This is a genomic window from Streptosporangium sp. NPDC000239, assembly GCF_040300765.1.
Lineage (GTDB): Bacteria > Actinomycetota > Actinomycetes > Streptosporangiales > Streptosporangiaceae > Streptosporangium.
In genome coordinates this window covers 494132-519163 of record NZ_JBEPEI010000001.1, presented here as the reverse complement: position 1 = coordinate 519163, position 25032 = coordinate 494132, and the positions used below count along the sequence as shown (strand labels likewise).

Below are 25032 nucleotides of genomic sequence, written 5' to 3'. Positions count from 1 at the left end.
GCTGGGGGACACATTAGCGCGGACCACCCTCGCCCCCCCGCGCAGCCCCCGATTGCGCCGCGTGTGATGCGACGATTGGGACGTGGCGTACTTCGACGCGGCCTCGACAGAGCCGCTGCACCCTCAGGCACGCGAGGCTCTCATCGCGGCGCTCGACGCCGGCTGGGTCGACCCGGCGAGGCTGTACGGCCCCGCCCGCCGGGCAAGGATGTTACTGGAACAGGCGCGTACAGAGGTCGCCGAGGCCCTGGGAACCCGCCCCGACGAGATCTCCTTCACCTCCTCCGGGACCCAGGCCGTGCACCTCGGCGTGCTGGGCGCCCTGCACGGGCGGCGCAGGACCGGGCGCCGCCTGGTGACCTCCGCCGTCGAGCACTCCAGTGTGCTGCACGCCGCCGAGGTCCACGAACGCGACGGGGGCAGCGTCGAGACGGTCGGCGTCGGCCTCACCGGCGCGGTCGACCCGGCCGCCTTCCGCGAGGCCGTACTGGCGCCGGGCACGGCGCTGGCCTGCCTGCAGAGCGCCAATCACGAGGTCGGGACGCTCCAGCCGGTCGCCGAGGCGGCGGCGGCGTGCGCGGAGGCGGGCGTGCCGCTGCTGGTTGACGCCGCGCAGACCGCGGGCCGGATGCCGACGCCCGGCGGCTGGTCGGTGCTGACGGCCAGCGCGCACAAGTGGGGCGGCCCCGCGGGGGTCGGTGTGCTGGCGGTCCGCAAGGGCACCCGCTGGCGCAGCCCGCTGCCCGAGGACGAGCGTGAGCGGCGCAGGGTCCCCGGGTTCGAGAACGTGCCCGCGATCGTGGCCGCCGCCGCCGCGCTGCGCGCCGTGGCCGCCGAATCCGCCAGGGAGTCGGCGCGCCTGTCCGCGCTGGTCGACCGGATCAGGGCCGAGGTCCCCCGGCTCGTCCCGGACGTCGAGGTGATCGGCGACCCGGTCTCCCGGGCACCGCATATCATCACCTTTTCCTGTCTTTACGTCGAAGGTGAAGCGTTACTGACAGAATTGGACAAGGCAGGGTTCGCCGTATCATCTGGCAGCTCCTGCACGGCCAGTACGCTTCGTCCGTCGCATGTTTTGGAGGCCATGGGCGTGCTTACGCACGGGAACGTACGGGTATCGCTGCCCCAGGGCGCGTCCGCGACGGATGTCGACCGTTTCCTCACCGTCCTGCCGGACGCGGTGAGGAGGATTCGTGAGGACGCGGGAGTCAAGTCGTGACCAAGATGTGGGGAGTGAGCGCTCCATGACGTCCATCCAGGCGGCTGAGGCGGAGGCGGGCCAGCCTCCCGCGCTGACCATCGACGCGCTGGGCAAGAAATGCCCGATTCCCATCATCATGCTCGCCGAGCAGATCAACTACGTGCCGCGCAACGCGATCGTCTCGGTCCTGGCCGACGATCCCGCCGCCTTCACCGACATCCCGGCCTGGTGCAGGCTGAAGTCGCACCACCACGTGGCGAGCTACGAGCTTCCCGACGGAGGCTGGGCCATCCACGTGCGGCGCAACTACTGACCGGCCCCTCCCGGCGCGCGGGAGGGGCGGTGTGCGATCTCAGGCGTGGTGGCACCGTACGAAACGGCCCGCCTCCTCGGCGGCCTCGGCGCCGTAGGCGGCGGCGAGGCGCTTGAGGAACTCCTCCTGGCCGAGTTCGTACTCCTGGCCGCCGACACGCTCAAGGACGTGGGTCGCGGTGAGGTTGCCGAGCTGGCCGCAGCGCTCCAGCGACAGGCCCCAGGCCAGGGCCGACAGGAATCCGGCCCGGAAGGCGTCGCCGACGCCGGTCGGGTCGGCCTTGCCGTTCTCCGGGGCGGGCGAGACGTGCAGGGACGGCTCGCCCTTGCGGTCGATCACCACGCCCTTGGGGCCGAGCGTGGTGACGCGGACGCCGACCCGCTCCAGGATCTCCTCGTCCGACCAGCCGGTCTTCTGCTCGATCAGGCCGCGCTCGTAGTCGTTGCCGAACAGGTAGGCGGCGCCGTCCACGAGCCTCCTGATGTCCTCACCGGGCATGCGCGCGAGCTGCTGGGAGGGGTCGGCGGCGAACGGGATGCCCCGATCCCGGGCCTCGTCGGTGTGCCTGAGCATCGCCTCGGGGTCGTTGGGGCTGATCAGGACGAGATCGAGGCCGCCGAGCCGTTCGGCGATGGGGCCCAGCTCGATGAGCCTGGCCTCGGCCATCGCGCCGGTGTAGAACGAGGCGATCTGGTTGTGGTCGTCATCGGTCGTGCACAGGAACCGGGCCGTGTGGTGGACCTCGGAGGTGTGCACGGAGTCGCAGTCGACACCGTGCCGTTCGAGCCAGGAGCGGTAGTCGGCGAAGTCCGTGCCGACCGCGCCGACCAGGACGGGCCGCAGCCCCAGGCTGCCCATGCCGAAGGCGATGTTGGCCGCGCAGCCTCCGCGGCGGACCTGCAGGTCGTCCACGAGGAACGACAGGGAGACCCGGTCGAGCTGGTCGGCGATGAGCTGGTCGCCGAAGCGCCCCGGGAAGGTCATCAGGTGGTCGGTCGCGATGGAGCCGGTGACGGCGATGCGCACGGGGTCATTCTCCTCGTTGTCAGCATCTTCTGGATGGACGGGGTTTGGAGCCCCGCAAGAATACGTGACCACATGGACGCACGGCGGCCCCGCGAGGTGAGAGATCTCACCCCGCGGGGCCGCCGTATGTCACTTGCCGCGGACTGTCCGCGTGCGTCCGTTAGTTGAACGAGTCGCCGCAGGCACAGGAACCGGTGGCGTTCGGGTTGTCGATCGTGAAGCCCTGCTTCTCGATCGTGTCGACGAAGTCGATGGTCGCGCCACCGAGGTAGGGCGCGCTCATCCGATCGGTGACAACGCTGACACCGTCGAAGTCCGAGACGACGTCGCCGTCCATCGAACGGTCGTCGAAGAAGAGCTGGTAGCGCAGGCCCGAGCAGCCACCGGGCTGCACGGCCACGCGCAGCTTGAGGCCTTCCTCGCCCTGCTGCTCCAGCAGGCTCTTGACCTTGGCCGCGGCCGCGTCACTGAGGACCAGGCCCTGCGTCTTGGTCTCGCTGCTCTCAACCGACATGTGGTGACTCCCGCGTCTGCGTCAGCCGCCCGGACGGGTCGGCTGTCTGTGTGTGACGTCCTTCTTAGACGCTACCAACACGTGCAGACCGCTACACATTCCTGGGGCTTCGGCCCTTCCCCACCCCGGAATAAAACCCCCGGAGGCGTGTGTCATCATTAGTCGTCAGTTCGACGATAAGGGGGTGTGGTCGTGACGACCACCGAGACCGGCCTTCCGCTTTTCGTCCTCGGCAGGGGGACAGACCCGCACAGCGAGCGCGGTGTCGACTGTCCCGGGGAGCTGCCGACCGCCTCGGACCCGGCGCTCGTCGAGCGTGCCAGGCGGGCCAAGGCGGCGCTCGGGGAGCGGGTCTTCGTCCTCGGCCACCACTACCAGCGTGACGAGGTCATCCAGTTCGCCGACGTGACCGGCGACTCCTTCAAACTGGCCCGCGACGCCGCGGCCAGGCCGCAGGCCGAGTACATCGTCTTCTGCGGCGTGCACTTCATGGCCGAGTCCGCCGACATCCTCACCAACGACGACCAGAAGGTCGTGCTGCCCGACATGGCCGCCGGGTGCTCGATGGCGGACATGGCCACCTTCGACCAGGTCGAGGAGTGCTGGGAGGCGTTGCAGGACGCCGGGATCGCCGAGACGACCGTCCCGGTCACCTACATGAACTCAAGCGCCGACATCAAGGCCTTCTGCGGGCGCAACGGCGGCGCCGTGTGCACCTCCTCCAACGCCAGGCGCGCCCTCGAATGGGCCTTCTCCCGTGGGGAGAAGGTGCTGTTCCTGCCCGACCAGCACCTGGGGCGCAACACCGCGGTGCTGGAGATGGGCCTGTCCCTCGACGACTGCGTCGTCTACAACCCGCACCGGCCCAACGGCGGCCTGACCGCCGAGCAGCTCCAGAACGCCAAGATGATCCTGTGGAAGGGGCACTGCTCGGTCCACGGCCGTTTCACCGCCGAGTGCGTCGACGAGGTGCGTGAGCGCATCCCCGGCGTCAACGTGCTGGTCCACCCCGAGTGCAGGCACGAGGTCGTCACCAAGGCCGACTACGTCGGATCGACCGAGTACATCATCAACAGGCTGAAGGAGGCCCCCGCCGGGTCGTCCTGGGCGGTCGGCACCGAGCTGAACCTGGTCAAGCGGCTGGGGCAGATGTTCCCCGACAAGAACGTGACGTTCCTCGACAAGACCGTCTGCTACTGCTCGACGATGAACCGGATCGACCTGCCGCACCTGGTGTGGGCGCTGGAGTCGCTGGCGGCGGGCCAGACGGTCAACCAGATCACCGTGGACCCGGAGACCACCCGCTGGGCCAAGGTCGCCCTGGACCGCATGCTCGCCCTGCCCTGACCCTCTTTCGCCGGGGCCCCGCTGTGGGGCCCCGGGCGGGCTCCAGCGGGGCTCAGCCGAGCCCGTAGACCACCCTGACGCTGACGGAGACGGTCTGCTGGCCGGGGCTGACGGAGGCCTTCTCCGCGGCGAACCCCGCCCCGTAGGACACCGGCCTGGGCGGGGTGACGTTCTCCTCGGCGATCGCCACGACCCGGCCCAGCCGGCGGCCCGCCAGCCTCGCGTACTGCTCGGCGCGGGCCCTGGCGTCGGCGAAGGCCAGGTCGCGTGCCGCCCCGAGCGCGCCACGGCTGTCGGAGACCTCGAAGGACAGGCCGTTCAGGCGCACCTCCTCACCCACGGCCACCGCGGCCTCGATGACCCTGTCGGCGCTCTCCAGGTCACGCACCACGGCCTCGACGCCCTGGGCCGCCCGGTAGGCGGAGACCTTGGGGTAGGTCTCGTACTCGGGCCCCAGGGACAACTCGTTCGTGCGCAGGTCCTCGGCGGCGACGCCCGCCCCCCTCAGCGCCGTGGTCAGCCTGGCCGCGGCGGCCCTGGCCTCGGCGAAGGCCTGGCTCGCGCTCGCGTGGCGCACCTCGACACCGGTGTTCAGGCGCATGACGTCGGGGGCCGAGGAGACGCTGCCCTCCCCCACGACCGTCACCTGGTCTCGGTTCTCCTCCATGACCGTCCTCCCGGTGTCGAAAGCGGTGCCGAAAGCGGTGTCTGCGGACGCGGCCCCGCCGAGCGGCCCCGCGGTGACGAACACCGCGGCGGCCACGGCGGCCCCCGCGGCCGTGATGTGAGACAACTTGATCATAGGCTCATGGCACCACGGCGGAGCGGTGGCGCCGGGGAGAAGCCCGGCGCCGTCCGCCGTGTCTTGCGGAGACTTGGGGATCGGACCGTCAGTCGGCGCGGGTGAAGCGCATGTACTGCTTCTTGTACTCCTCGGCGTTGGTCGTGGTGGCCAGGACCCGCTTGACGCGTCCCTCGAAGTCGATCACCACGGCCTCGTAGCCGCTCCCCTTGCGCCGCCAGCCCGCGATGTGCGTGTCGTCGTACCAGCCGATGAGCCGGTCGGTCTCGAACGGGACCCGGTGCTGGGCGTCCGCGTCGGCGACGGTGGACCAGACGCAGACCTTCTTGTTGTCCTGCTTGCAGTAGGTCATGATCAACGTGCCCGAGGGGGAGACGTCGTCGCCCTCGACGGTGAGCGGGGTGCCCACGTCGAGCAGGGTCTGCAGGACCGTGCCCTGCAGGTCGTAGAAGCGGATGCGCTTGGTCTTGCCGGTGAGCGCCCAGGTGCCGACCGCCTTGCCGTCCCCCCGCCAGAAGTAGCTCCACTTCCCGGCGTCCTTCTCCTTGACCCGGACGGTCCTGACCTTCTTCTTGGCTATGTCGATGATCGCGTAGCCGTACTCCTTGCTGGTCTTGCCCGCCGACTCGTACAGCGTCACCAGGCCACGGGTGCCGTCCGGGGACCACTGGGGGACGGTCGCGTAGACCGGCGTCTTGGCGATCCTGAGCGGCGTCACGGAGTTGTCGCTCCGGTCGACGAGGGAGACGACGGCGTAGTTGCCCGAGTCGTACTGCCTGTCGACCCCCAGTGCCTTGGTGCCCTCGGTGTTGACCACGTACTGGAAGTACTTGTCGTTCTTGCTGAAGGCGCCGGCCCGGGAACGCGTGTAGAGGGTCTTGTCCCAGTCGAGGCTGTAGGCGGTGAGCTTGATCGGGTCGTCCGGGTTCTCGTGGAGCGTGATCGAACTGCCCGGCAGTTTGATCTTGTTCGTCTGCTGCGGCGGGTCGGCGACCGTGGGGTCCTGCGTCGGCGGCGCGTCGCTCCGGTCCGGCTTCACCGGGTCACCGGTCTCCGCGACGTCGATCACGCCCGTCTCGCTGCCCGTCTCCGGCTCCCCGTTCACCAGCGTCAGCGCGAGGCCGCCCCCGGCCAGCAGGACGACGAGGCCCGCCGCGAGCGCGATCCAGACCCCCCGCCGCCCCTTGTTCCCGTACGGCGCCGCCCCGTGGGGCGGGTAGCCCGGCGCGGGCGACTGCGGGTAACCGGGCCCGGGAACCGGGTAGGACGGCCGTCCCGCCGGGACCGTTCCCAGCGCGCCGGGCCCCGTCTGGTCGGGACGGCCGTAGAACGGAGCCTGCGGGTAGGCCTCCTGGACGGGCGGTCCGGGCTGCTGGTGGTGCTGCTGAGGGAACCGGGGCTGCTGAGGGGGCGCCTGGCCGTACCCGCCGGGACCCGTCCGCTGGGCGGCGGCGGCCGACCCCTCGGCGAGGATGCCCCCTGGCGCCGCCGGTGCCGCGGTGCCTGGCATGCCGCCCGGTACGGTGCCCGCGTGACCGAGCAGCCGCAGCAGGGCGTCCCCCGCGCTCGGCCGTACGGCGGGGTCCTTGGCCAGGCACTGGCCGACCAGTTCGCGCAGCGCCGGGTCGGCGATGGCCCGCAGGTCGGGCTCAAGGTTCATGATGCGGTTGAAGATCGCGGGCAGGCTGTCCGTGCCGAACGGAGGACTGCCGGTGGCCGCGAAGACCATCGTGCAGCCCCAGGCGAACATGTCCGCGGGCGACCCCGCCGTCTCCCCGGCGAGCTGCTCGGGCGTCATGTAGGAGGGGGTGCCGATCGCCGTGGCGGTCAGCGTCGAGGTCCGGTCCAGCGCCTTGGCGATGCCGAAGTCGATCACCCGGGGCCCGTCGGGGGCCAGCAGCACGTTGGACGGCTTGAAGTCCCGGTGCACGATCCCCGCCTGGTGGATCGCGACGAGCGCGGTCACCGTGCCGATCGCCAGGCGGTGCAGCGCCGAGCCCTCACGCGGCCCCTCGGCGGCCACGACCTCCGCCAGCGTCGGGCCGTCGATGTACTCGCTGACGATGTAGGGGCGGTTACGGTCCATCCCGGTGTCGATGACCGCGGCGGTGCAGAACGGCGCGACCCGTCTGGCCGTGCTGACCTCGCGGACGAAGCGCTCCATCGCCTCGACGTCCTGTGCCAGATCGGCCCGCAGCAGTTTGACCGCGACCTGGGCACCCGTCGGGGAGACGCCGAGGTAGACCGTTCCCTGCCCGCCCTCGCCGAGCCGCGCGGTGAGCCGGTACTCCCGGACCTGCTCGGGATCTCCAGACCGCAAGGACGCAAGGTCCGGCATACCTACCCTCCCTTTAGGGGCCTTTTAGGCTCCATTGTGACGGCAAATAGTCACGGTCAGTGCATCAGCGCCCGGCCACGGGAGGTGTGTCGCGCGGGACGTCGAGTGTCCTGACCGCCTCGGCGACCGCCTCCGGCCGGTCGAGCTGTACCTCGTGCCCGCTGTCCGCCAGCGGGACCAGCCGGGCGCCGAGCAGCCGGGCCAGGTCGCGGTGGCAGGCGTCGCCGGATCCCGCGCTGAGCACGACGACCGGGACCGGGGGCAGGGGGCGGGCGCGGCGTAGTTCGTCGAGTTCCGCGGCCATCTCCGGGTAGGCGAGCCACTCGGCCAGTGCCGCGGCCAGCACCCGGCCCCTGCCGTACACGAGCCCGGCCTCCTCGTGCTGCCCCATGAGGAGGCGGTGCGCCGGAGGCAGGACCAGACGGGCGAGCACGGTCGCGCCGAACGTCCCGCCCAGTGCGGGCAGCGCCCTCTGCACGGCACCGCGCACGGCCCCCCGTGCGGCCCGCGTCCCGCCCCCGCGCCCGGCCGGCCGTTCGCAGCTCGGATCGACCAGGACCAGGCCCGCGACCCGGCCGGGGTTGAGTCTGGCGAAGGCCTCGGCGTGGAAGGCCGCGACGGAGTGACCGACCACGATCGGCCTGCGCGCCAGCGCGGCGATCCGTCCCGCCTCCTCGGCCAGGGACGGCGGCCCCGGGTGGCCCGAGCTGAGCCCGAGGCCGGGACGGTCGAAACGGATCACCAGGTGGTCGGAGCGAAGGTCCTCGGCGACCCGGTCCCAGTGGAACCACGCCCCGGCCATTCCCGCGCAGATCACCACCGGCGGCGTTCCCGTCCCCTGGAGCAGGACGTGCGACCTCTGCGGGACCACGCGTGTCCTGTCGCGCCACAGCGCGGCCCCGGCCAGCAGCAGCCAGAGCGCCACGACCCCGACCTGCAGACGCTGGGCGAGACCGACGGGGACACCGGGCACGCCTTCCTCCGCCTCGGCGACCAGGATGAGTGTCCACGCCGTCGCGGCGGCCATCAGAACGGCCAGTACGGCACCGCCGTACCCCAGCGGGAGCAGGCGGCGCCGCCGCAGCGCGCTCACCGGCAGCGCGACGAGGCTGAGCCCGGCCCCCGCGAGGGCCAGGGAGCTGACCGCCGCGTGGACGGTGTGGGAGACGGACAGACGGCCCGCCGCCTCCGCCGCGGCGCACGAGGGGTCGCTCAGCACCGCGCAGTCCAGCGGGAAGACACCCGCGTCCAGCACCGTCATCGTCCCGAACATCGCCAGGCCGAGCCAGCCGGCCGCGCCCGCCCCACCGGGACGCTCGTCGGGCGCCAGGGCGACCCCGGCCAGACAGGCGGCCCCGGCCAGCACGTCGGCGCAGCGCACCAGCCACGACCACGGCTGGTCCACGGCGGCCAGTTCGCTGAGATAGGAGAGGGAACGGTCCACCCGCGGGTTGAGGAACTGCAGCGGCGCCCAGGCCGTGTAACACAGGCCCGCCAGGAGGAACGCCAGGGCGGCGGCCTTCGTCACACCTCGCCTGGAGCGCACCGGTCACAGCCCGGGGGCGCCCCAGAGGGGGAACCAGCGGCCGAGGTCGGGCTCGATCTTCAGCTCCCCGGCGAGCGCGCCGCGCACCTGAAGCTCCAGCGGGTTGTCCCTGCGCCGGCCGGGCATCGGCGCGAACGGGTAGAAGGTGCCCCGTTTGTAGAGGTAGACCAACGCGATCCCCCCTCCCGGGGAGGCCGAGCCGGTGAAGGTGACCAGCGAGCAGAGCAGGGACGGGCCGAAGCCCGCCACCTCCAGGGAGGAGTTGACCGCGTGCAGGTCGGTGACCAGGCCGCCGAGCGCGCCGGGGTCACGGCGCACCACCAGCCAGGTGTAGCCGTAGGAGTCCCTGACCTCCTCGACCGGCGGTCCCTCGCCTGTGGCGAGCAGTTCCACGACGTCGTGTTCCAGAGCGCTGAACGCCCCGCCCTCCGCGGAGCGGAAGCAGACGGACCCCACCCCGTTCGGCTCAAGGCCGGTCGCGGCCTGCAGGGTCACCGCGGCCGACGGCAGCGCGAACAGCGCGTCCAGGTCGGGCTTGACGGGGTCGGTACGGCCAAGCAGCGCGTCCCACCATCTGGCCACCGGCTCACACCCCCTGGCCGAGCTGGCCGGAGATCCTCCGCAGCTGCTCAAGACGCCGGTCGAGCGGGGGGTGGGTGGCCAGCAGCGAGGCCAGGGAGGCTCCCGCGCGACCCGCGAGCGCGGGGACGAAGAAGAACGCGTTGAACGGCTCCGCCTCGCGCAGGTCCCTGGTCGGGATACGGGCCATGTCACCGGAGACCTTGACCAGCGCGCTGGCCAGGGCCGACGGCCGCTGGGTCAGCAGCGCCCCCGCGCGGTCGGCGGCCAGCTCGCGGTAGCGCGACAGGGCGCGGGTGAGCAGGAAGCTGACCGCGTAGACCAGGACGGAGACCAGCATCACGATCAGGCCGATCGGCGGCCCGTTCTGGTTGTCCCTGCGCCCACCGAGACCGCTGTAGAGCGCGACCCTGGTCATCAGCCCGGCGACGATGCCCAGGAATGAGGCGATCGTCATCACCGCGACGTCACGGTGGGCCACGTGGGACATCTCGTGGGCGAGCACGCCTTCGAGCTCGGCGCGGTCCAGGCGCCGCAGCAGGCCCGTGGTCGCGCAGACCACGGCGTTCTTCTGGTTGCGGCCGGTGGCGAACGCGTTCGGGACGTCCGAGTCGGCGATCGCCACCCGCGGCTTGGGCATGTCGGCCATGGCGCAGAGCCGGTCGATCACGCCGTGCAGCTCCGGCGCCTCCTGGGGGCCGACGACACGCCCGTGCATCGCGAACAACGCGATGCGGTCGGACATGAAGTACTGCACCAGGAGCATGGCACCCGCGATGAGCAGCACCACGACGGCTTGGACGCCCAGCGCCACCAGTACGCCGACGAACACGACGTAGAGCAGGCCCAGCAGGAACATGGTCAGGACCATGCGGTTGGTCAGGCCCCGGTCCGGGGCGAACCGGGTATGTGCCATATGCCCAAACTATCCGGGAATCAGGCCCTCATCACCGAGCATCTCCCGCACTTCGTCCATGGAAGCGTCTGCCGGAGGCAAAATCAGCTCGGACGGCTCCAGACTGTCGTCGGGAAGCGCCTTGCCGACGTGGCGGACCTTGTCGAGCAGGTCGTGCAGCCTGCTCCGGAAGGCGGCCTCGTCCTCGGCGGCGATGGCGGCCTCAAGCTCGCCGTCGAGGGTGTTGAGAACGTCGAGGTCGGCCTCGTCGATGGCGATCTGCCCCTCGCCCATGATTCGTACGATCACAGCCCCTCCCCCGGCTGGCGGAACTGCTGGGTGCCCTGGGGCTGCTGCTGCGGCTGCTGGTGAGGCTGCTGCTGGTAGCCCTGCTGGGACGGGCCCTGCTCGATCGCGCTCTTCGGCGCGGGGCCCTGGCCGAGCTCGGCCTTCATCCGGGCGATCTCCAGCTCCACGTCGTGCCCGCCGCCCATGCGGTCGAGCTCGGCCTGGATGTCGTCGCCGCGCTGGCCGCTGAAGTCGTCGAGCGCGCCGCTGGCGAGCAGCTCGTCGATGGCGCCCGCGCGGGCCTGCATCGAGGCGGTCTTGTCCTCGGCCCGCTGGATCGCCAGGCCGACGTCGCCCATCTCCTCGGAGATGCCGGAGAAGGCCTCGTTGATGCGGGTCTGCGCCTCGGCGGCGGTGTAGGTCGCCTTGATCGTCTCCTTGCGCGTACGGAAGGAGTCGACCTTGGCCTGCAGGCGGTGCGAGGCGGTGGTGAGCTTCTCCTCCTCGCCCTGGAGGTTGTCGTGCTGCACCCGGAGCTCGGCGATCTGGGTCTGCAGGCTCGACCGGCGGGTCAGCGCCTCACGGGCCAGGTCCTCACGGCCGACCCCCAGCGCCTTACGGCCCTGCTCCTCAAGCTTGCGTGCCTGAGCCTCGATCTGGTTGATCTGCAGTTCCACCCGCTTGCGCGAGGTGGCGACATCGGCCACACCACGGCGCACCTTCTGCAACAACTCCAACTGACGCTGGTAGGAGTAGTCGAGGGTCTCGCGCGGATCCTCCATCTTGTCCAAGGCGTTGTTCGCCTTGGACTTGAAGATCATTGAAAGTCTCTTCATCACGCTCATGCGCGTCGGCCGTCCCCTTCTTCAAATGCGCTTCGGGTCACCCCAGTGATTCCAGCCCCCCAAGCTAAGCACCGGAGCCACCTAGGTTCACCCTACGCATAACGCACGAGGGCGTCACTAAGTTGCACTCCCGGTAGGCTGACGATGTGTTCCGACGTACCCAGACCACCGCGGACGACTCCCCCGTCTCCGTCAACGATCCTAAGCCTGCGGGCAAGGGGCGTCCCACACCCAAGCGCCGCGACGCCGAGGGGCGCCGCCGTCAGCCGGTGAACGCCCCCCAGAACCGCAAGGAGGCCTACCGGCAGCTCCGTGAGCGCCAGGCCACCGAGCGCGTCAAGGCCCGCGAGGGCATGCTGCGTGGCGACGAGCGATACTTCCCCGCGCGTGACCGGGGCCCGGCCCGCAAGTTCGCCCGGGACTGGGTCGACTCCCGGCGCCTGCCCAGTCAGTACTTCCTGCCCTTCTCCCTGTTCATCCTGCTGGTGACCTGGGTCCCCTTCCCCGAGCAGATTCGCGGCCAGATCTACGTCGCCGTCATCACGATCGGCTGGCCGCTCATGATGATCGGCGTGCTGATGACCTCGATCTGGGTGGGCTGGAAGATCAAGCGGCTGGCCGAGGAGAAGTTCCCCTCGGACAACCTCAAGGGCATCGGCTTCTACGCCGCGATGCGCGCGCTGCAGATCCGCAAGCTGCGCTTCCCGCCGCCTACCCTCCTGCCCGGCGGCAAGCCGGTCCCGCCCAAGAAGTAGAACGCGGAACGGGCCCCGTCCACACGGACCGGGGCCCGTGGCATGTCACGGCATGTCACGGATCGGCGTACTCGGCCTCGGCTCCGGCGTCGACGATCTCCCAGTCCAGCGCGCCGCCGGCCGCCCTCGGCCTCCAGTAGCCGATCCTCCCGCCGGTCTCCAGCGCGTCGGCGGTCGCCTTCAGCAGCGCGTAGTAGGACCTCAGGCGAACCCCGCCCGGCGTGAAGCCGATCGGCTCGTCCTCGCACTTTCCTCCCACGTCGCGCGCGACCGAGTCGATGAGCAGATGGCAACCGGTGCCGTCCGCGGTGAACGGGATCATCCGCCCGTCCCACCACTCCGACCTCTCGCCGATCTCCTCACCCGTGTATCCGTCGACGCCGTCGACCTCGCACAGCGTCCGCCAGGTGTCGCGGATCCCCCTGACGTCCAGCGGGCTCTCCCCCATCAGGAGAGGCGCCCCGCCGTTGTGCCGCAGCAGGGAGGCGCGCAGGTCGTCGGGCAGGCGCAGGCCCATCTGAGCCTCGGCGACGGCGATGGTCCCGGACCTTGCGGGGGCACTGAGCGCGCGGTAGGTCCGCGGGGTGTTGGCCCTCAGCCACCTCTCTATCCTGTTCCACTGCCGGTCGACCGCCCTGGTCACCCTGGGGCTGACCGGCCTGCGGTGCGGGGTACGCGCCGCCGGGTCGCAGTCGGCGTCCGGGACGGCCGGCGCGGGCGTCTCCAGGATCTCCGTCACCGGCGCCGCGGCCCTCTGGCAGACCGTCTCCCCCGCGCACGGCTCCCCCGCGTGCCTCCTGCCGGAGAAGACCGCGTCGTCCAGGACCTGGGCGCCCACGGCCAGTAGGCCCAGCGCGCACGCGGCCGCGGCCCAGCGGGTCAGCACGCGCCTGGCGGCCCCGTCGAGCGGCGTGCGCGGTACGGCCTGCCGGGTGAGGAAGGCGGGAGGCCTGGTGACGGTCGCGTACCCCTTGAGGATCTCTGCGTTCGGCGTGCCGAGGATCGGGGCGGGAGGCCACGCCCTCGGTTCGGGGGCCGCCCGCACGCCGGGGGCCGCGGCGGTCTCGGCGCGGGACGGTTCGGGAAGGCCCTCCTGACGCCGGACCGCCGGAGGGCGGCGCAGGCGCAGGACCGCCACGACGACCGCCGTCACCACGGCGGCCACCAGTGCGAGCCGTACCCATCTAGAAGTGATCAACCGCGACACGCCGGGCAGAGTATCCCGAATCCCTCTGTTCTATGACGCCTACTAGGGTCAGGGCATGGAATTCCGTCACCTCGGCCGTAGCGGCCTCAAGGTCAGTGAGATCAGCTACGGCAACTGGATCACCCATGGCTCCCAGGTCGAGGAGGACGCCGCCAAGGAGTGCGTGCAGGCGGCCCTCGATGAGGGGATCACCACCTTCGACACCGCGGACGTCTACGCGGGCACCAAGGCAGAGGAGGTGCTCGGCCGGGCGCTGAAGGGTGTGCGCCGCGAGTCCCTGGAGATCTTCACCAAGGTCTACTGGCCGACCGGAAGCGGCCCCAACGACCGCGGCCTGTCGCGCAAGCACATCACCGAGTCGATCCACGGCTCGCTGCGCCGCCTGCAGACCGACTACGTGGACCTCTACCAGGCCCACCGGTTCGACTACGAGACTCCGCTCGAAGAGACCCTCAAGACCTTCGACGACCTCGTACGGCAGGGCAAGGTCCTCTACGTCGGCGTCAGCGAGTGGACCGCGGACCAGATCGCCGCGGCGCTGCGGATCGCCGACGACATGGGCTTCGACCGCCTGGTCTCCAACCAGCCGCAGTACTCGATGCTGTGGCGGGTCATCGAGGCCGAGGTCGTGCCGCTGTGCGAGAAGGAGGGCCTCGGCCAGGTCGTCTGGTCCCCGATCGCCCAGGGCGTGCTCACCGGCAAGTATCTCCCGGGTCAGCCCCCGCCCGCCGGATCCAGGGCCACCGACCCCACCGGAGGCGGCTTCATCTCCCGGATGATGGACGACGACCTGCTCACCCGGGTCCAGCAGCTCAAGCCGATCGCCTCCGACCTCGGCCTGACCATGGCCCAGCTCGCGGTCGCGTGGGTGCTGCAGAACCCGAACGTGTCCTCGGCGATCGTCGGCGCGACCAGGCCCGAGCAGGTCCGCGACAACGTCGGGGCCTCCGGGGTCAAGCTGGGTGAGGACGTGCTCACCAGGATCGACGAGATCATCGGCGCCGTGGCCGAACGCGACCCGGCCAAGACCGTGAGCCCGCAGAAGCGCCCCTAGCTCACCCCTCTCCCGTGGCCCCGGCAGGAGCCACGGGAGAGCACGGCTCACTCGGGGCGCAGCGACATGTTCGCGTACTCGACCCGGCCGTCCTCAAGGAGCGTGACGCTCTCGACACCCGCGTCGAGCAGCTCACGCCAGCTCTCGCCGAGCCACGACTCCGCGTCCGCCTGGCTGGGGAACGCGTCGGACGGCGTGACCCCCTCGGTCACCTCGCCGCCGTTCGCGTCTTCGTAACGCCAGTGCCACGTCATGCCACGCGCTCCTTCTCAGAGGTCCGGCTGTGCCTTCCGGTGTCTTCCCGACGTCTTTCCGGCGGCTCAGCGAACCCTACATCGCCCGAGGCCGCCCCGGGGGTTGGCCGTACGCTGGGCCCGTGAAGGTCCTGTTCTCCGGTACGGCGGGCGCCGAGGGATGGCCGGTTCCCGGATGCGGATGCGCCTCGTGTTCCCGCCTCTCCCCCGGCGACCGGCGCCCCGCCGAGATCGTCCTCGACGGAGCGGTACGGCTCCCGCACGATCTGTCCGGCGGCCCCCTCCCGGCGGGGCACCGGGTCTTCGCCGACCCGGGCGGCCTGCTGCTCACCTGCCCCGGCGGCCACCGCGTCCTGTACGCCGTCCCGCCCCACGTCCGGTCCTTGGACGGTCCCGCCGGGCGGGCGTGCGACCTGGTGCTGGTCGACGTGCTCGACCGGCCCGAGCTGCTCGGCGGCCTGCGCCGCCGGGGCCTGGTCACCGACGCGACCCACGTGGTCGCCGCGCACCTGGACCACCGGGTGCCCTCCGAGGCGGAGCTGGCCAGGCGGACCGCGCTGTGGGGCGTGCGGACCGTACCCGACGGGACGGTCCTCGACCTGGACGAGCCCGCGCCCGCCCCCTGCGCGCCTCCCCGGCGGACGCTGTTGCTCGGCGGGTCCCGCTCGGGCAAGTCGGCCGAGGCGGAGCTGAGGCTGGCGGCCGAACCCGAGGTCCGCTACGTGGCGACCGGCCCGAGCGGCGACGGGGACGACGAGTGGGCCCACCGGGTCAGGGCGCACCGGGAACGCAGGCCCGCCCGCTGGGAGACGGTCGAGAGCACCGACCTGGCCGGGCTGCTGCGTGACTCACCGGTTCCGCTGCTCGTCGACGGGCTCGGGACCTGGGTCGCCGCGGTCTTCGACGAGTGCGGGGCCTGGTCCGGTGATCACGGCCTTCCCGCGGTCGAGGCCCGCTTCGACGAGCTGGTCGAGGCCTGGCGGCGGGTCCGCCGCCGGGTGGTCGCGGTCTCCGACGAGGTCGGGCTCGGCGTGGTGCCCGCGACGGCGAGCGGCCGGATGTTCCGCGACGCCCTCGGCGCGCTGAACCGGCGGCTGGCCGCCGAGTCCGAGGACGTCGCCCTGGTCGTCGCGGGCCGCCCGATGCCCCTGCCCGTCTGATGAGGACCGCCTGATGAGGACCGACGACCGTGCCCGGTGACCCGCCGCCGGAGGGGCGGCCCTCGACGTTCGCCGACGGCCTGCGCCTGGCGGCCGGGACGCTGAGCGTCCTGCCCGCCGGGATCGGGGTCGTCGACCGCCGGGCCGGGGGCGTCGCGATGACGGTCGCCCCCTTCGCCGGGGCGCTGCTCGGCGGTGCCTGCGCGGCCGTGCTCGCCGTGGCGGTGTGGCTCGGCCTGGCTCCCCCGCTCGCCTCGGCGCTGGCCGTCGCGGCCCTGGCGCTGCTCACCCGGGGCCTGCACCTGGACGGGCTGGCCGACCTGGCCGACGGGCTGGGCAGCGCCAAACCCGCCGAACAGGCGCTCGACATCATGAAAAAATCCGACATCGGGCCGTTCGGTGTGGTGACGCTGGTCCTCACCCTGCTGATCCAGGTGACGGCCCTGGCGCAGGTGACGGCCTCGGGAACGGGCCCCGCCGCGCTGGTGACCGCGTGCGCCACGGGCAGACTCGCCCTCACCTGGGCCTGCCGTTCCGGGGTGCCCGCCGCCCGCCCCGGCGGACTCGGCAGCCTGGTGGCCGGCACCGTACGGCCCGGCCCCGCGCTCGCGGTGACGGCGCTGACGCTCCTGGGAGCCGCCCTGGCCGGTCCGCGAGCCGTCCTCGCCGTCCTGGTGGGCCTGCTGGCGGCCTGGGCCCTGCGGCGGCGGGCCGTACGACGGCTCGGCGGCGTCACCGGGGACGTGCTCGGCGCGCTCGTCGAGACCGCGACCGCCGCGGCGCTCGTGGTGTGCGCGACGGGCGGCTGACTCAGTTCGGCGCCGGTACGGCGGGCCGCACCGGGGCGCGGGTGAACAGCAGGAGCGAGAGCACGGCCACCAGCGCCGAACCCACCAGGCCGGTGATCCCGGCGACGACCAGGTTCGGCGGGTGCGCCGCGTCGGCGACCAGCAGGATCAGGGTTCCGGAGGCGTTCAGGGCGCCGTGGCCGACGGCGGCGGGCCAGACGCTGCCCGAGCGAAGGCGCAGCCAGCCGAGCAGGGCGCCGAAGGCGACGCAGAACACCACGAAGAAGGGGGCCGCCCAGGCGCCGAGTTCCGGGTAGTTGTAGCCGCGCAGGGTGAGCGGGGCGTGCCAGGCCCCCCAGATCACCCCGGAGACCAGGATCGCCCGCCAGGTGCCCAGCGGCATCAGCCTCGGCAGCAGCCACCCCCGCCAGCCCCACTCCTCGCCGAAGGCCGGAATGACGTTGACCAGCGGCGCGAGGAAGACCGCGAGCGCGATCTGGACGGCGACCAGCGCCTCCGGCGACGACGGCAGGAGCCGTCCCGGGGCAGCCTGCTCCAGGCTCTGCCTGAACAGGCTGAACCCGTCGAGATCGAGACCGAACAGCCCCAGGGCGGCGCTGAGCGCGATCACCACGACCACGAGCAGCGGCACGCCGAACCAGGCCAGCGCGAAGAGAGCCGCCGTACGGCCCCGCCGCTCCCCCAGCGTCAGGCCGGTGCGCCCCGCCCACTCACGCCAGGTGGTGCCCGGCTCGCCCCGGCGCCTGCCGTACGTCCGGACGGCCAGGACGCCGAGCGTGGGGGTGAACATCATCACGGCGGCCGTCACCACCAGCGACGGGGAGCCGAGCGGGGAACCGGTCAGCCAGACCGGCAGGGCGAAAAGCCAGGACAGGCCGAACGTGACGATCAGGAACAACCACAGATCCGTGGAACGACGGGGCATGACACCACTTCCTTGGAGGGTTCGCGGACGTGTCCCGCGAGTCAGTGGGCGGCTTCGGCGACGTAGGCGTTCAGCAGGGCGGCGCCGTGGCTCGCGTCGTCGACGGAGACCGCGAACTCGCCCCCGGTGACGCGCCGGATGACCAGGCACTCGCCGCCGCGCAGCATGAACGTGACCCGGCCCGTGCCGGGCAGGCCCCGTATCCCCCAGCCGCCGACCTCGGCCGGGCTGCGCGTCTCGACCCAGGCGGACTCGATCCTGTCGATGGGCGTACGGCGCGCGAGGCCGCCGAACGGGCCGAGGCCGACGCGCAGGCCGTTCTCGTCGACCCGGACACGGGTCGAGCAGGTGGCCAGCCCGAGCAGCGCCGCCACGGACAGCCCGGCCAGGGCGACCAGGCCGGGCCCGGACAGCAGCCCGATCACGGCGAGCCCCGCGCAGACCAGGGCTCCGGCCAGGGCCACCAGGGAAAGCCCGACCAGCCAGCCGTTGCTCGCGCGGCTCACCCAGACCGAGCGCCGCCCAGGACGCAGTCGCACGGCCGGCAGGGCGTCCGGGTCACGGCGCGGGTCGGGACCGCCCCTGCCCAGCGCCCCCGCCAGCACGCCGGCCGCGAGCGCGGCGAAGACGACCACGGCCACCTGCCAGGGGGGCAACCCGGCCTGACGCCAGTCGGCGACGTCGAGGTTGGCGGCGACGGTCGAGACCTGCACGCCGACGGCCAGCACGGCCCAGCCGAACAGGAAGCCCGACCAGCTCGCACGCCCGAGGCGGGTGTCGAGCGCCGGTCCCCACAGGGCGAGGGCGGTCAGGACGACCCAGGCGACCCCCCACAGGGCCAGGCCCGCCCACAGGGAGGCGGTGAAGGAGAGGTGCCCGTCCGGGGTGCCCGCGCCGCTCCAGTGGGTGGCGAGCGGGTCGGGCAGACGGTCCCGCAGGGCGAGCGGGACGCCGGCGACGGCGGCGGTGACGAGGGTGCCCCAGCCGAGGGCGAGGGCGGCGCGGCCCTTGGAGGTCATCGCGCCTCCTTCCGTAGAGACGAGCGGGTCGGGAGCCGTGGCGCGAGGGGTCATGTCAGCTCCCTGATGATGTGGATCACTTCCTCGGGGCCGTAGCCGTACCGGTCGGCCTCGGCGAGCAGTTCGCGCGCCGCCTCCGCCAGCACGGCCCTGGCGTCCGGCCTGCTGAGCACGCTGACCCCCCGGCCCCTGCGGAACTCCAGCAGCCCCTCGTCCCGCAGGTCGCGCAGCGCGCGCAGCACGGTGTTGGCGTTGATGCCCAGCGCGTCCGCCAGATCCCGGGCGGGCGGCAGCCGATCGCCCGGCCGGTAGGAGCCATCCGCGATGGCGCGGCGGACCGCCCCCGCGACCTGGTCGTGCAGCGGTCGCGGATCGTTGAGATCCAAAGAGAGCAACATAGTGATAGCGACACTAGCACCATCGCCCGAATGGTGCTAATTCGAGTAGCTTCATCGCCGTCCAGTCAATTCATAGGACGAACCCTCGTTTATGCGTACGGCGCAAGCACGGCTAGCATCGGGCGCGTGACCACTGTGCGGGTGAATTCAACTGACAACGTCGTCTCGTTCGAAACCGATGCGCTGGTCGTCGGCGTCCACTCCGGTGAGGACGGCCCCCGTCTCGCCCCCGGCGCCGAGGGACTGGACGATGCGCTGAACGGCAAGCTGGCCGCGACACTCGACGCCATAGGCGTCAAGGGCAGATCCGGCGAGGTCGCCAAGGTTCCGACCTTCGGCGCGCTGGCCGCCCCGCTCCTGGTGGTCGTCGGCCTCGGCGACGCCCCCGCCGACGGTGCGGGCTACGACGCCGAGGCGCTGCGCCGTACGGCCGGCGTGGCCGTACGCGCCCTGGCGGGCACGGCCCGCGTCGCGCTCGCCCTGCCCGCGGCGGACGCCCGGCAGGTCGGAGCTCTCGCGCTGGGCGGCCTGCTCGGCGCCTACTCCTTCACCAAGTACCGCACCAACGGCGAGCAGCCCGCCCCGGTCGGGGAGCTGACCGTGCTGAGCGGCGCCGAGGACGCCCAGGCGGCGGTCGAGCGGGCCGTCACCGTCTCGGAGTCGGTCTCTCTCGTGCGCGACCTGGTCAACACCCCGCCCTCCGACCTGTGGCCCGCCCGCTTCGCCGAGATCGCCGAGCAGACCGGCTCCGCGGCAGGCCTCTCGGTCGAGGTGCTGGACGAGAAGGCCCTCAAGGAGGGCGGCTACGGCGGCATCGTGGCCGTCGGCCAGGGCTCGGCCAACCCGCCCCGCCTGGTCCGCCTCGCCTACAGCCACCCCGAGGCCGCCAAGACGGTCGCGTTCGTCGGCAAGGGCATCACCTTCGACTCCGGCGGCCTGTCGCTCAAGCCGTCGGCCTCGATGGACTGGATGAAGTCAGACATGGGCGGCGCGGGCGCGGTCTTCGGCGCGCTCGTCGCCATCGCCAAGCTGGGCCTCAAGGTCAACGCCGTCGGCTACCTCTGCCTGGCGGAGAACATGCCCAGCGGCACCGCCCAGCGCCCCTCCGACGTGTTCACCAGCTTCGCGGGCAAGACCGTCGAGGTGCTCGACACCGACGCCGAGGGCCGCCTGGTGCTGATCGACGGCATCGCCAGGGCCGCGCAGGACTCCCCCGACGTGATCGTGGACGTCGCCACCCTCACCGGCGCGCAGCTCGTCGCGCTCGGCTGGCGCACCTCCGGGGTCATGTCCAACGACGACGCGCTGCGCGAGGAGGTCGTCGAGGTCGCGGGCGAGCAGGGCGAGGGCGCCTGGGGCATGCCCCTGCCCGAGGAACTCCGCAAGGGTCTCGACTCCCCCGTGGCCGACATCGCCAACCTGCACCCCGAGCGCTGGGGCGGCATGCTGACCGCGGCGATCTTCCTGCGGGAGTTCGTGCCCGACGGCGTCCGCTGGGCCCACATCGACATGGCGGGCCCCGCCTTCAACAAGGGCGAGGCGCACGGCTACACCCCCAAGGGCGGCACCGGTGCGATCACCCGCACCCTCGTCGGCCTCGCGGAGCGTTACGCGGGCTGACCCGTGCGGGTCACGAGCGGCACAGACAGATGAAAAGATGCGGTTGCCGAGGCCAGGCCACGGGCGGCAGAGCCAGGGGCGGGCAGCGGCACGGCGGCGAACCGAGCGCCCCGGGACACGGCCGCGGACACCGACGGGTGTCCGCGGCCCCCGGGACACGGAGCGGGCGCGACCGCGAGAAGGTATTTCGATCCGACAAGGAGCTTTCCTGTGGCTGATGGCAGCGGCCCGTACGACATCGTCGTCCTGGGGGGCGGTAGCGGTGGGTACGCCTGCGCTCTGCGGGCGGCCGAGCTTGGCAAGACGGTCGTCCTCATCGAGAAGGACAAGATCGGCGGCACGTGCCTGCACCGGGGTTGCATCCCCACCAAGGCCCTCCTGCACTCGGCGGAGGTGGCCGACGAGACGCGGGAGAGCGAGACCTACGGCGTCAAGGCCCGCTTCGAGGGCATCGACGTGCCCGCGGTCCACGCCTTCAAGGACAAGATCGTCACGCGTGCCTGGAAGGGCGTGCAGGGCCTGCTGAAGAGCAAGGGCATCACGATCGTCGAGGGTGAGGGCCGCCTGGTCGGCCCGAACCGGATCGCCGTCGGCTCCGACGTCTACGAGGGCCGCAACGTCGTGCTGGCGACGGGCTCCGCGCCCAGGTCGCTGCCCGGCCTTGAGATCGACGGTGAGCGGATCATCACCAGCGAGCACGCGCTCAAGCTCGACCGGGTGCCCGCCTCGGTGATCGTCCTTGGCGGTGGCGTCATCGGCGTCGAGTTCGCCAGCGTCTGGCGTTCCTTCGGCGCCGAGGTGACGATCGTCGAGGGCCTGCCGCACCTGCTTCCCCTTGAGGAGGAGTCCAGCTCCAAGCTGCTGGAGCGCGCCTTCCGCCGCAGGGGCATCAAGCAGGAGCTCGGCGTCTTCTTCGAAGGTGTCAAGACCACCGACACCGGTGTCGTCGTCACCCTCGCCAACGGCAAGACCCTTGAGGCCGAGCTCCTGCTCGTCGCCGTCGGCCGTGGCGCCGTCGTGACGGGCATGGGCTTCGAGGAGGCGGGCGTCGCCGTCGAGCGGGGCACCGTCGTGGTGAACGAGTACTGCCAGACCAGTGTCCCCGGCGTCTACGCCGTCGGAGACCTGATCCCCACCCTGCAGCTGGCCCACGCGGGCTTCGCCGAGGGCATCCTGGTCGCCGAGCACATCGCCGGGCTCAACCCGGTGCCGATCGACTACGCCGGTGTCCCCAGGATCACCTACTCCGACCCCGAGGTCGCCTCGGTCGGCATCACCTCCGCCCAGGCCAGGGAGCGGGGTCACGAGATCGTCGAGTTCACCTACGACCTCGCGGGCAACCCCAAGAGCCAGATCCTGCAGACGCAGGGCGCCGTCAAGATCATCTCGGAGAAGGACGGGCCCGTTCTCGGCGTGCACATGGTCGGCCGCCGTATAGGCGAGCTCGTGACCGAGGGTCAGCTGATCTACAACTGGGAGGCGCTGCCCGCCGAGGTCGCGCAGCTCATCCACGCGCATCCGACCCAGTCCGAAGCCGTCGGTGAGGCGATGCTGGCCCTGGCCGGCAAGCCTCTGCACGTTCACAGCTAGTTCGAAGCCCTCACTCGGAACACGAGAGAAGTCATCATGCCGAAGTCCGTACAGATGCCCCAGCTCGGCGAGAGCGTAACCGAGGGCACCGTCACCCGCTGGCTGAAGAAGGAGGGCGAGCGCGTCGAGGCCGACGAGCCGCTCCTGGAGGTCTCGACCGACAAGGTCGACACCGAGATCCCCTCCCCGGCCGCGGGCATCCTCACCAAGATCGTTGTCGGCGAGGACGAGACCGTCGAGGTCGGCGCCGAGCTGGCGATCATCGACGAGAACGCCACCGAGGGCGCCGTGCAGACCGAGGCGCCCGCCCCGGCTCCCGCCCCGGCCCCCGAGCCCGAGCCCGCTCCGGCGCCCGCCCCGGCTCAGCCGATCTCCTCGATCCCGCAGCCCGCGCCTGTCGCGGCCCCGGCTCCCGCCCCGGCCCCGGCTCCCGCGCCTGCCCCCGCTCCTGCTCCGCAGGCTGCTCCGGCTCCGCAGGCTCCCGCCCCTGCCGCCGAGCCGGTCTCCGGTGAGAGCCCGTACGTCACCCCGCTGGTCCGCAAGCTCGCCGGCGAGCACAACGTCGACCTGGAGACGCTGACCGGCACCGGTGTCGGCGGTCGCATCCGCAAGCAGGACGTGCTTGAGGCGGCCCGCAGCCAGCGTGAGCGCGCCGCCGCGGCCCAGGCCCAGGCCGCTCCGGCCCCGCAGGCCCCCGCCCCGCAGGCCGCCGCCCCCGCTCAGGCGCCCGCCGCCGCCCCGGCCCCCGAGCCGGTCGCGGTGGACACCACGCTGCGTGGCCGTACCGAGAAGATGTCGCGGCTGCGGCAGACCATCGCCAAGCGCATGGTCGAGTCGCTGCAGGTCTCGGCCCAGCTCACCACCGTGGTCGAGGTCGACGTCACCAAGGTCGCCCAGCTGCGCGACCGCGCGAAGGCGGAGTTCCAGCGGCGCGAGGGCGTCAAGCTCTCGTTCATGCCGTTCTTCGCGCTGGCCACGATCGAGGCGCTCAAGCAGCACCCCAAGCTCAACGCCACGATCAACAGCGAGACCAACGAGGTCACCTACTTCGACGCCGAGCACCTGGCCTTCGCGACGGACACCGAGCGCGGCCTGATCGTCCCGGTGATCAAGGACGCGGGCGACCTCAACATCGCCGGCCTCGCCCGTAAGATCGCCGACCTGGCCGAGCGCACCCGCACCAACAAGGTGAGCCCCGACGAGCTCGGCGGCGGCACGTTCACGCTGACCAACACCGGCAGCCGTGGCGCGCTGTTCGACACGCCGATCCTCAACCAGCCGCAGGTCGGCATGCTGGGCACCGGCGCGGTCGTCAAGCGGCCCGTCGTCCTGGACACCCCCGAGGGCGAGGTCATCGCCGTCCGCTCGATGGTGTACCTCGCGCTCAGCTACGACCACCGCCTGGTCGACGGCGCCGACGCCGCCCGCTTCCTGACGACGATCAAGCGTCGTCTTGAGGAGGGCCGCTTCGAGAACCAGCTGGGCCTCAACGTCTAGCCTCCGCTTCGCGTTTCCGGGCCGGTCCGCGTTCTCGCGGGCCGGCCCGGCCTTTTTCCTCCTCCGGAGAGACATCTGCGTCCGCGGACCGCCCGGTTCCCGAAAACCCCGGGGGAGGTTGTTTAGATTGAACGACATGACGATCATCGTGACCGGCTCCTCCGGCCTGCTCGGCTCGGCCCTGACCGAGGCCCTGCGGGCCGAGGGCGCGCGGGTGGTCCGACTGGTACGGCGTGAGCCTCACGGGCCTGATGAGGCGTTCTGGAACCCGGCGAAGGGGATCCTGGACCCGGCGGCCGTCGACGGGGCGCGGGCCGTGGTGCACCTGGCCGGGGCGGGCATCGGCGACCGGCGGTGGAACGCCGACGTCAAGCGTGAGATCGCCCGCAGCCGCATCGAGGGCACCAGGACCCTGGTCAACGCGCTGACCAGGGTGGACGCCAGGCCCGAGGCGTTACTCTCCGGTTCCGCGATCGGTTTCTACGGCGACACCGGAGACAGGGAGGTCGACGAGACGTCCCCGCCTGGCGAGGGGTTCCTGGCCCGGGAGGTGGTCGTGCCCTGGGAGGCGGAGACCGAACCCGCGCGGCAGGCGGGTATCCGGGTCGCGCTGCTGCGCACCGGCCTGGTGCTGAGCCGCGAGGGCGGCATGCTGCCCAGGATCCTGCCGATCTTCAAGATGGGGCTGGGCGCGCCGCTCGGGTCCGGCCGCCAGTACTGGTCGTGGATCACGGCCGACGACTGGGTCGGGGCCGTGCTGCGCGTCATGCGCGACCCCGGCCTCTCCGGGCCGGTGAACCTGACCGCGCCGCACCCGGTCACCAACGCGGAGTTCACCAAGACGCTCGCCCAGGCCGTACGGCGGCCCGCCATGCCGCTGGCCGTACCGGGGTTCGCGCTGCGTGCCGTCGTCGGCGGGTTCGCCGAGGAGGGGGTGCTCACCGGGCAGCGGGTGATCCCCCGGCGCCTGACCGAGGTGGGGCACACGTTCCGGCATATCCGTCTCGGCGACGCACTGTCCGCCGTACTCTAGGGTCCCTGTTTCCACCA

General features: G+C 71.8%; 25 protein-coding genes. 11 read left to right on the top strand and 14 right to left on the bottom strand.

Going from position 1 to position 25032, the window contains the following annotated elements; genetic code table 11:
- Nucleotides 1-82 precede the first annotated feature (82 nt).
- Both ABT340_RS02380 and ABT340_RS02375 read left to right on the top strand, forming a co-directional pair.
- On the top strand, nt 83-1219 hold the full coding sequence (locus ABT340_RS02380) for a cysteine desulfurase family protein (protein ID WP_352008837.1): 1137 nt from the start codon (nt 83-85) through the stop codon (nt 1217-1219).
- Between the two features lie 25 nt (nt 1220-1244).
- A complete protein-coding gene (locus ABT340_RS02375; RefSeq protein ID WP_352008836.1) occupies nt 1245-1514 on the top strand; it encodes a sulfurtransferase TusA family protein in 270 nt (89 codons plus the stop codon).
- 39 nt (nt 1515-1553) lie between these two features.
- Here ABT340_RS02375 and ABT340_RS02370 read toward each other — a convergent pair whose 3' ends face one another.
- Together ABT340_RS02370 and erpA are read right to left on the bottom strand one after the other, a co-directional pair.
- Nucleotides 1554-2540 (bottom strand): carbohydrate kinase family protein, encoded by a 987-nt coding sequence (locus ABT340_RS02370; protein ID WP_352008835.1) that lies wholly within the window; start codon nt 2538-2540, stop codon nt 1554-1556.
- Between the two features lie 160 nt (nt 2541-2700).
- Nucleotides 2701-3054, bottom strand: a complete 354-nt coding sequence (gene erpA / locus ABT340_RS02365) for an iron-sulfur cluster insertion protein ErpA (RefSeq protein ID WP_352008834.1) — start codon at nt 3052-3054, stop codon at nt 2701-2703.
- 192 nt (nt 3055-3246) lie between these two features.
- Between erpA and nadA the strand changes: the two genes are divergently transcribed.
- Entirely contained in the window at nt 3247-4401 is a 1155-nt protein-coding gene (gene nadA / locus ABT340_RS02360) for a quinolinate synthase NadA (RefSeq protein ID WP_352008833.1), read from the top strand.
- Between the two features lie 52 nt (nt 4402-4453).
- On the opposite strand, the gene ABT340_RS02355 is transcribed toward nadA, so the two are convergent.
- The 7 genes from ABT340_RS02355 to ABT340_RS02325 all read right to left on the bottom strand — a co-directional run bounded on the left by ABT340_RS02355 (nt 4454) and on the right by ABT340_RS02325 (nt 11670).
- Nucleotides 4454-5203: an SIMPL domain-containing protein gene (locus tag ABT340_RS02355; protein WP_352008832.1), complete on the bottom strand. Its 750-nt coding sequence runs from the start codon at nt 5201-5203 to the stop codon at nt 4454-4456.
- A gap of 88 nt (nt 5204-5291) precedes the next feature.
- Nucleotides 5292-7523 carry a serine/threonine protein kinase gene (locus tag ABT340_RS02350; protein ID WP_352008831.1) on the bottom strand — a complete coding sequence of 744 codons (2232 nt, stop codon included), beginning with the start codon at nt 7521-7523 and terminating at the stop codon, nt 5292-5294.
- Nucleotides 7524-7605: 82 nt separating this feature from the next.
- Nucleotides 7606-9069 (bottom strand): alpha/beta fold hydrolase, encoded by a 1464-nt coding sequence (locus ABT340_RS02345; protein WP_352008830.1) that lies wholly within the window; start codon nt 9067-9069, stop codon nt 7606-7608.
- A 21-nt stretch (nt 9070-9090) separates the two neighbouring features.
- Nucleotides 9091-9669, bottom strand: coding sequence for a PspA-associated protein PspAB (gene pspAB, locus ABT340_RS02340; RefSeq protein ID WP_352008829.1), 579 nt, complete (start codon nt 9667-9669; stop codon nt 9091-9093).
- A 4-nt stretch (nt 9670-9673) separates the two neighbouring features.
- Complete coding sequence (htpX, locus tag ABT340_RS02335) at nt 9674-10582, bottom strand: zinc metalloprotease HtpX (RefSeq protein ID WP_352008828.1); 909 nt, start codon at nt 10580-10582, stop codon at nt 9674-9676.
- A 9-nt stretch (nt 10583-10591) separates the two neighbouring features.
- Complete coding sequence (gene pspAA, locus ABT340_RS02330; protein ID WP_352008827.1) at nt 10592-10870, bottom strand: PspA-associated protein PspAA; 279 nt, start codon at nt 10868-10870, stop codon at nt 10592-10594.
- Complete coding sequence (locus ABT340_RS02325) at nt 10867-11670, bottom strand: PspA/IM30 family protein (protein ID WP_386190060.1); 804 nt, start codon at nt 11668-11670, stop codon at nt 10867-10869. Before ABT340_RS02325 ends, pspAA begins: the two co-directional genes overlap by 4 nt.
- Before the next feature lie 170 nt (nt 11671-11840).
- Here ABT340_RS02325 and ABT340_RS02320 point away from each other — a divergent pair, with 170 nt between their 5' ends.
- Nucleotides 11841-12449, top strand: coding sequence for a DUF3043 domain-containing protein (locus ABT340_RS02320; RefSeq protein ID WP_352008825.1), 609 nt, complete (start codon nt 11841-11843; stop codon nt 12447-12449).
- Nucleotides 12450-12504: 55 nt separating this feature from the next.
- Here the strand turns inward: ABT340_RS02320 and ABT340_RS02315 are convergent, their stop codons facing one another.
- On the bottom strand, nt 12505-13647 hold the full coding sequence (locus tag ABT340_RS02315; RefSeq protein WP_352008824.1) for an SMI1/KNR4 family protein: 1143 nt from the start codon (nt 13645-13647) through the stop codon (nt 12505-12507).
- A gap of 64 nt (nt 13648-13711) precedes the next feature.
- Between ABT340_RS02315 and ABT340_RS02310 the strand changes: the two genes are divergently transcribed.
- A complete protein-coding gene (locus ABT340_RS02310; RefSeq protein WP_352008823.1) occupies nt 13712-14710 on the top strand; it encodes an aldo/keto reductase family protein in 999 nt (332 codons plus the stop codon).
- Nucleotides 14711-14757: 47 nt separating this feature from the next.
- Here ABT340_RS02310 and ABT340_RS02305 read toward each other — a convergent pair whose 3' ends face one another.
- Nucleotides 14758-14964 carry a hypothetical protein gene (locus ABT340_RS02305; protein WP_352008822.1) on the bottom strand — a complete coding sequence of 69 codons (207 nt, stop codon included), beginning with the start codon at nt 14962-14964 and terminating at the stop codon, nt 14758-14760.
- 122 nt (nt 14965-15086) lie between these two features.
- Here ABT340_RS02305 and ABT340_RS02300 point away from each other — a divergent pair, with 122 nt between their 5' ends.
- Nucleotides 15087-16124, top strand: coding sequence for a bifunctional adenosylcobinamide kinase/adenosylcobinamide-phosphate guanylyltransferase (locus ABT340_RS02300; RefSeq protein ID WP_352008821.1), 1038 nt, complete (start codon nt 15087-15089; stop codon nt 16122-16124).
- A gap of 29 nt (nt 16125-16153) precedes the next feature.
- Entirely contained in the window at nt 16154-16933 is a 780-nt protein-coding gene (locus ABT340_RS02295) for an adenosylcobinamide-GDP ribazoletransferase (RefSeq protein WP_352008820.1), read from the top strand.
- A 1-nt stretch (nt 16934) separates the two neighbouring features.
- Here the strand turns inward: ABT340_RS02295 and ABT340_RS02290 are convergent, their stop codons facing one another.
- Genes ABT340_RS02290 through ABT340_RS02280 form a run of 3 tightly spaced genes read right to left on the bottom strand, consistent with a single transcriptional unit; the run spans nt 16935 to nt 19263 of the window.
- Complete coding sequence (locus ABT340_RS02290; protein ID WP_352008819.1) at nt 16935-17858, bottom strand: CPBP family intramembrane glutamic endopeptidase; 924 nt, start codon at nt 17856-17858, stop codon at nt 16935-16937.
- Nucleotides 17859-17899: 41 nt separating this feature from the next.
- Entirely contained in the window at nt 17900-18877 is a 978-nt protein-coding gene (locus ABT340_RS02285; RefSeq protein WP_352008818.1) for an SdpI family protein, read from the bottom strand.
- A 50-nt stretch (nt 18878-18927) separates the two neighbouring features.
- The gene (locus ABT340_RS02280; RefSeq protein ID WP_352008817.1) at nt 18928-19263 is read right to left on the bottom strand and encodes a GntR family transcriptional regulator; all 336 of its coding nucleotides are present in this window, start codon (nt 19261-19263) and stop codon (nt 18928-18930) included.
- A 138-nt stretch (nt 19264-19401) separates the two neighbouring features.
- Between ABT340_RS02280 and ABT340_RS02275 the strand changes: the two genes are divergently transcribed.
- The 4 genes from ABT340_RS02275 (at nt 19402) to ABT340_RS02260 (ending at nt 25015) form a co-directional block, all read left to right on the top strand.
- Nucleotides 19402-20895 carry a leucyl aminopeptidase gene (locus ABT340_RS02275; RefSeq protein ID WP_352008816.1) on the top strand — a complete coding sequence of 498 codons (1494 nt, stop codon included), beginning with the start codon at nt 19402-19404 and terminating at the stop codon, nt 20893-20895.
- Between the two features lie 210 nt (nt 20896-21105).
- On the top strand, nt 21106-22485 hold the full coding sequence (lpdA, locus tag ABT340_RS02270) for a dihydrolipoyl dehydrogenase (protein ID WP_352008815.1): 1380 nt from the start codon (nt 21106-21108) through the stop codon (nt 22483-22485).
- A gap of 36 nt (nt 22486-22521) precedes the next feature.
- On the top strand, nt 22522-23982 hold the full coding sequence (gene sucB, locus ABT340_RS02265; protein WP_352008814.1) for a 2-oxoglutarate dehydrogenase, E2 component, dihydrolipoamide succinyltransferase: 1461 nt from the start codon (nt 22522-22524) through the stop codon (nt 23980-23982).
- Between the two features lie 136 nt (nt 23983-24118).
- Nucleotides 24119-25015 (top strand): TIGR01777 family oxidoreductase, encoded by an 897-nt coding sequence (locus tag ABT340_RS02260; protein ID WP_352008813.1) that lies wholly within the window; start codon nt 24119-24121, stop codon nt 25013-25015.
- Nucleotides 25016-25032 lie beyond the last annotated feature (17 nt).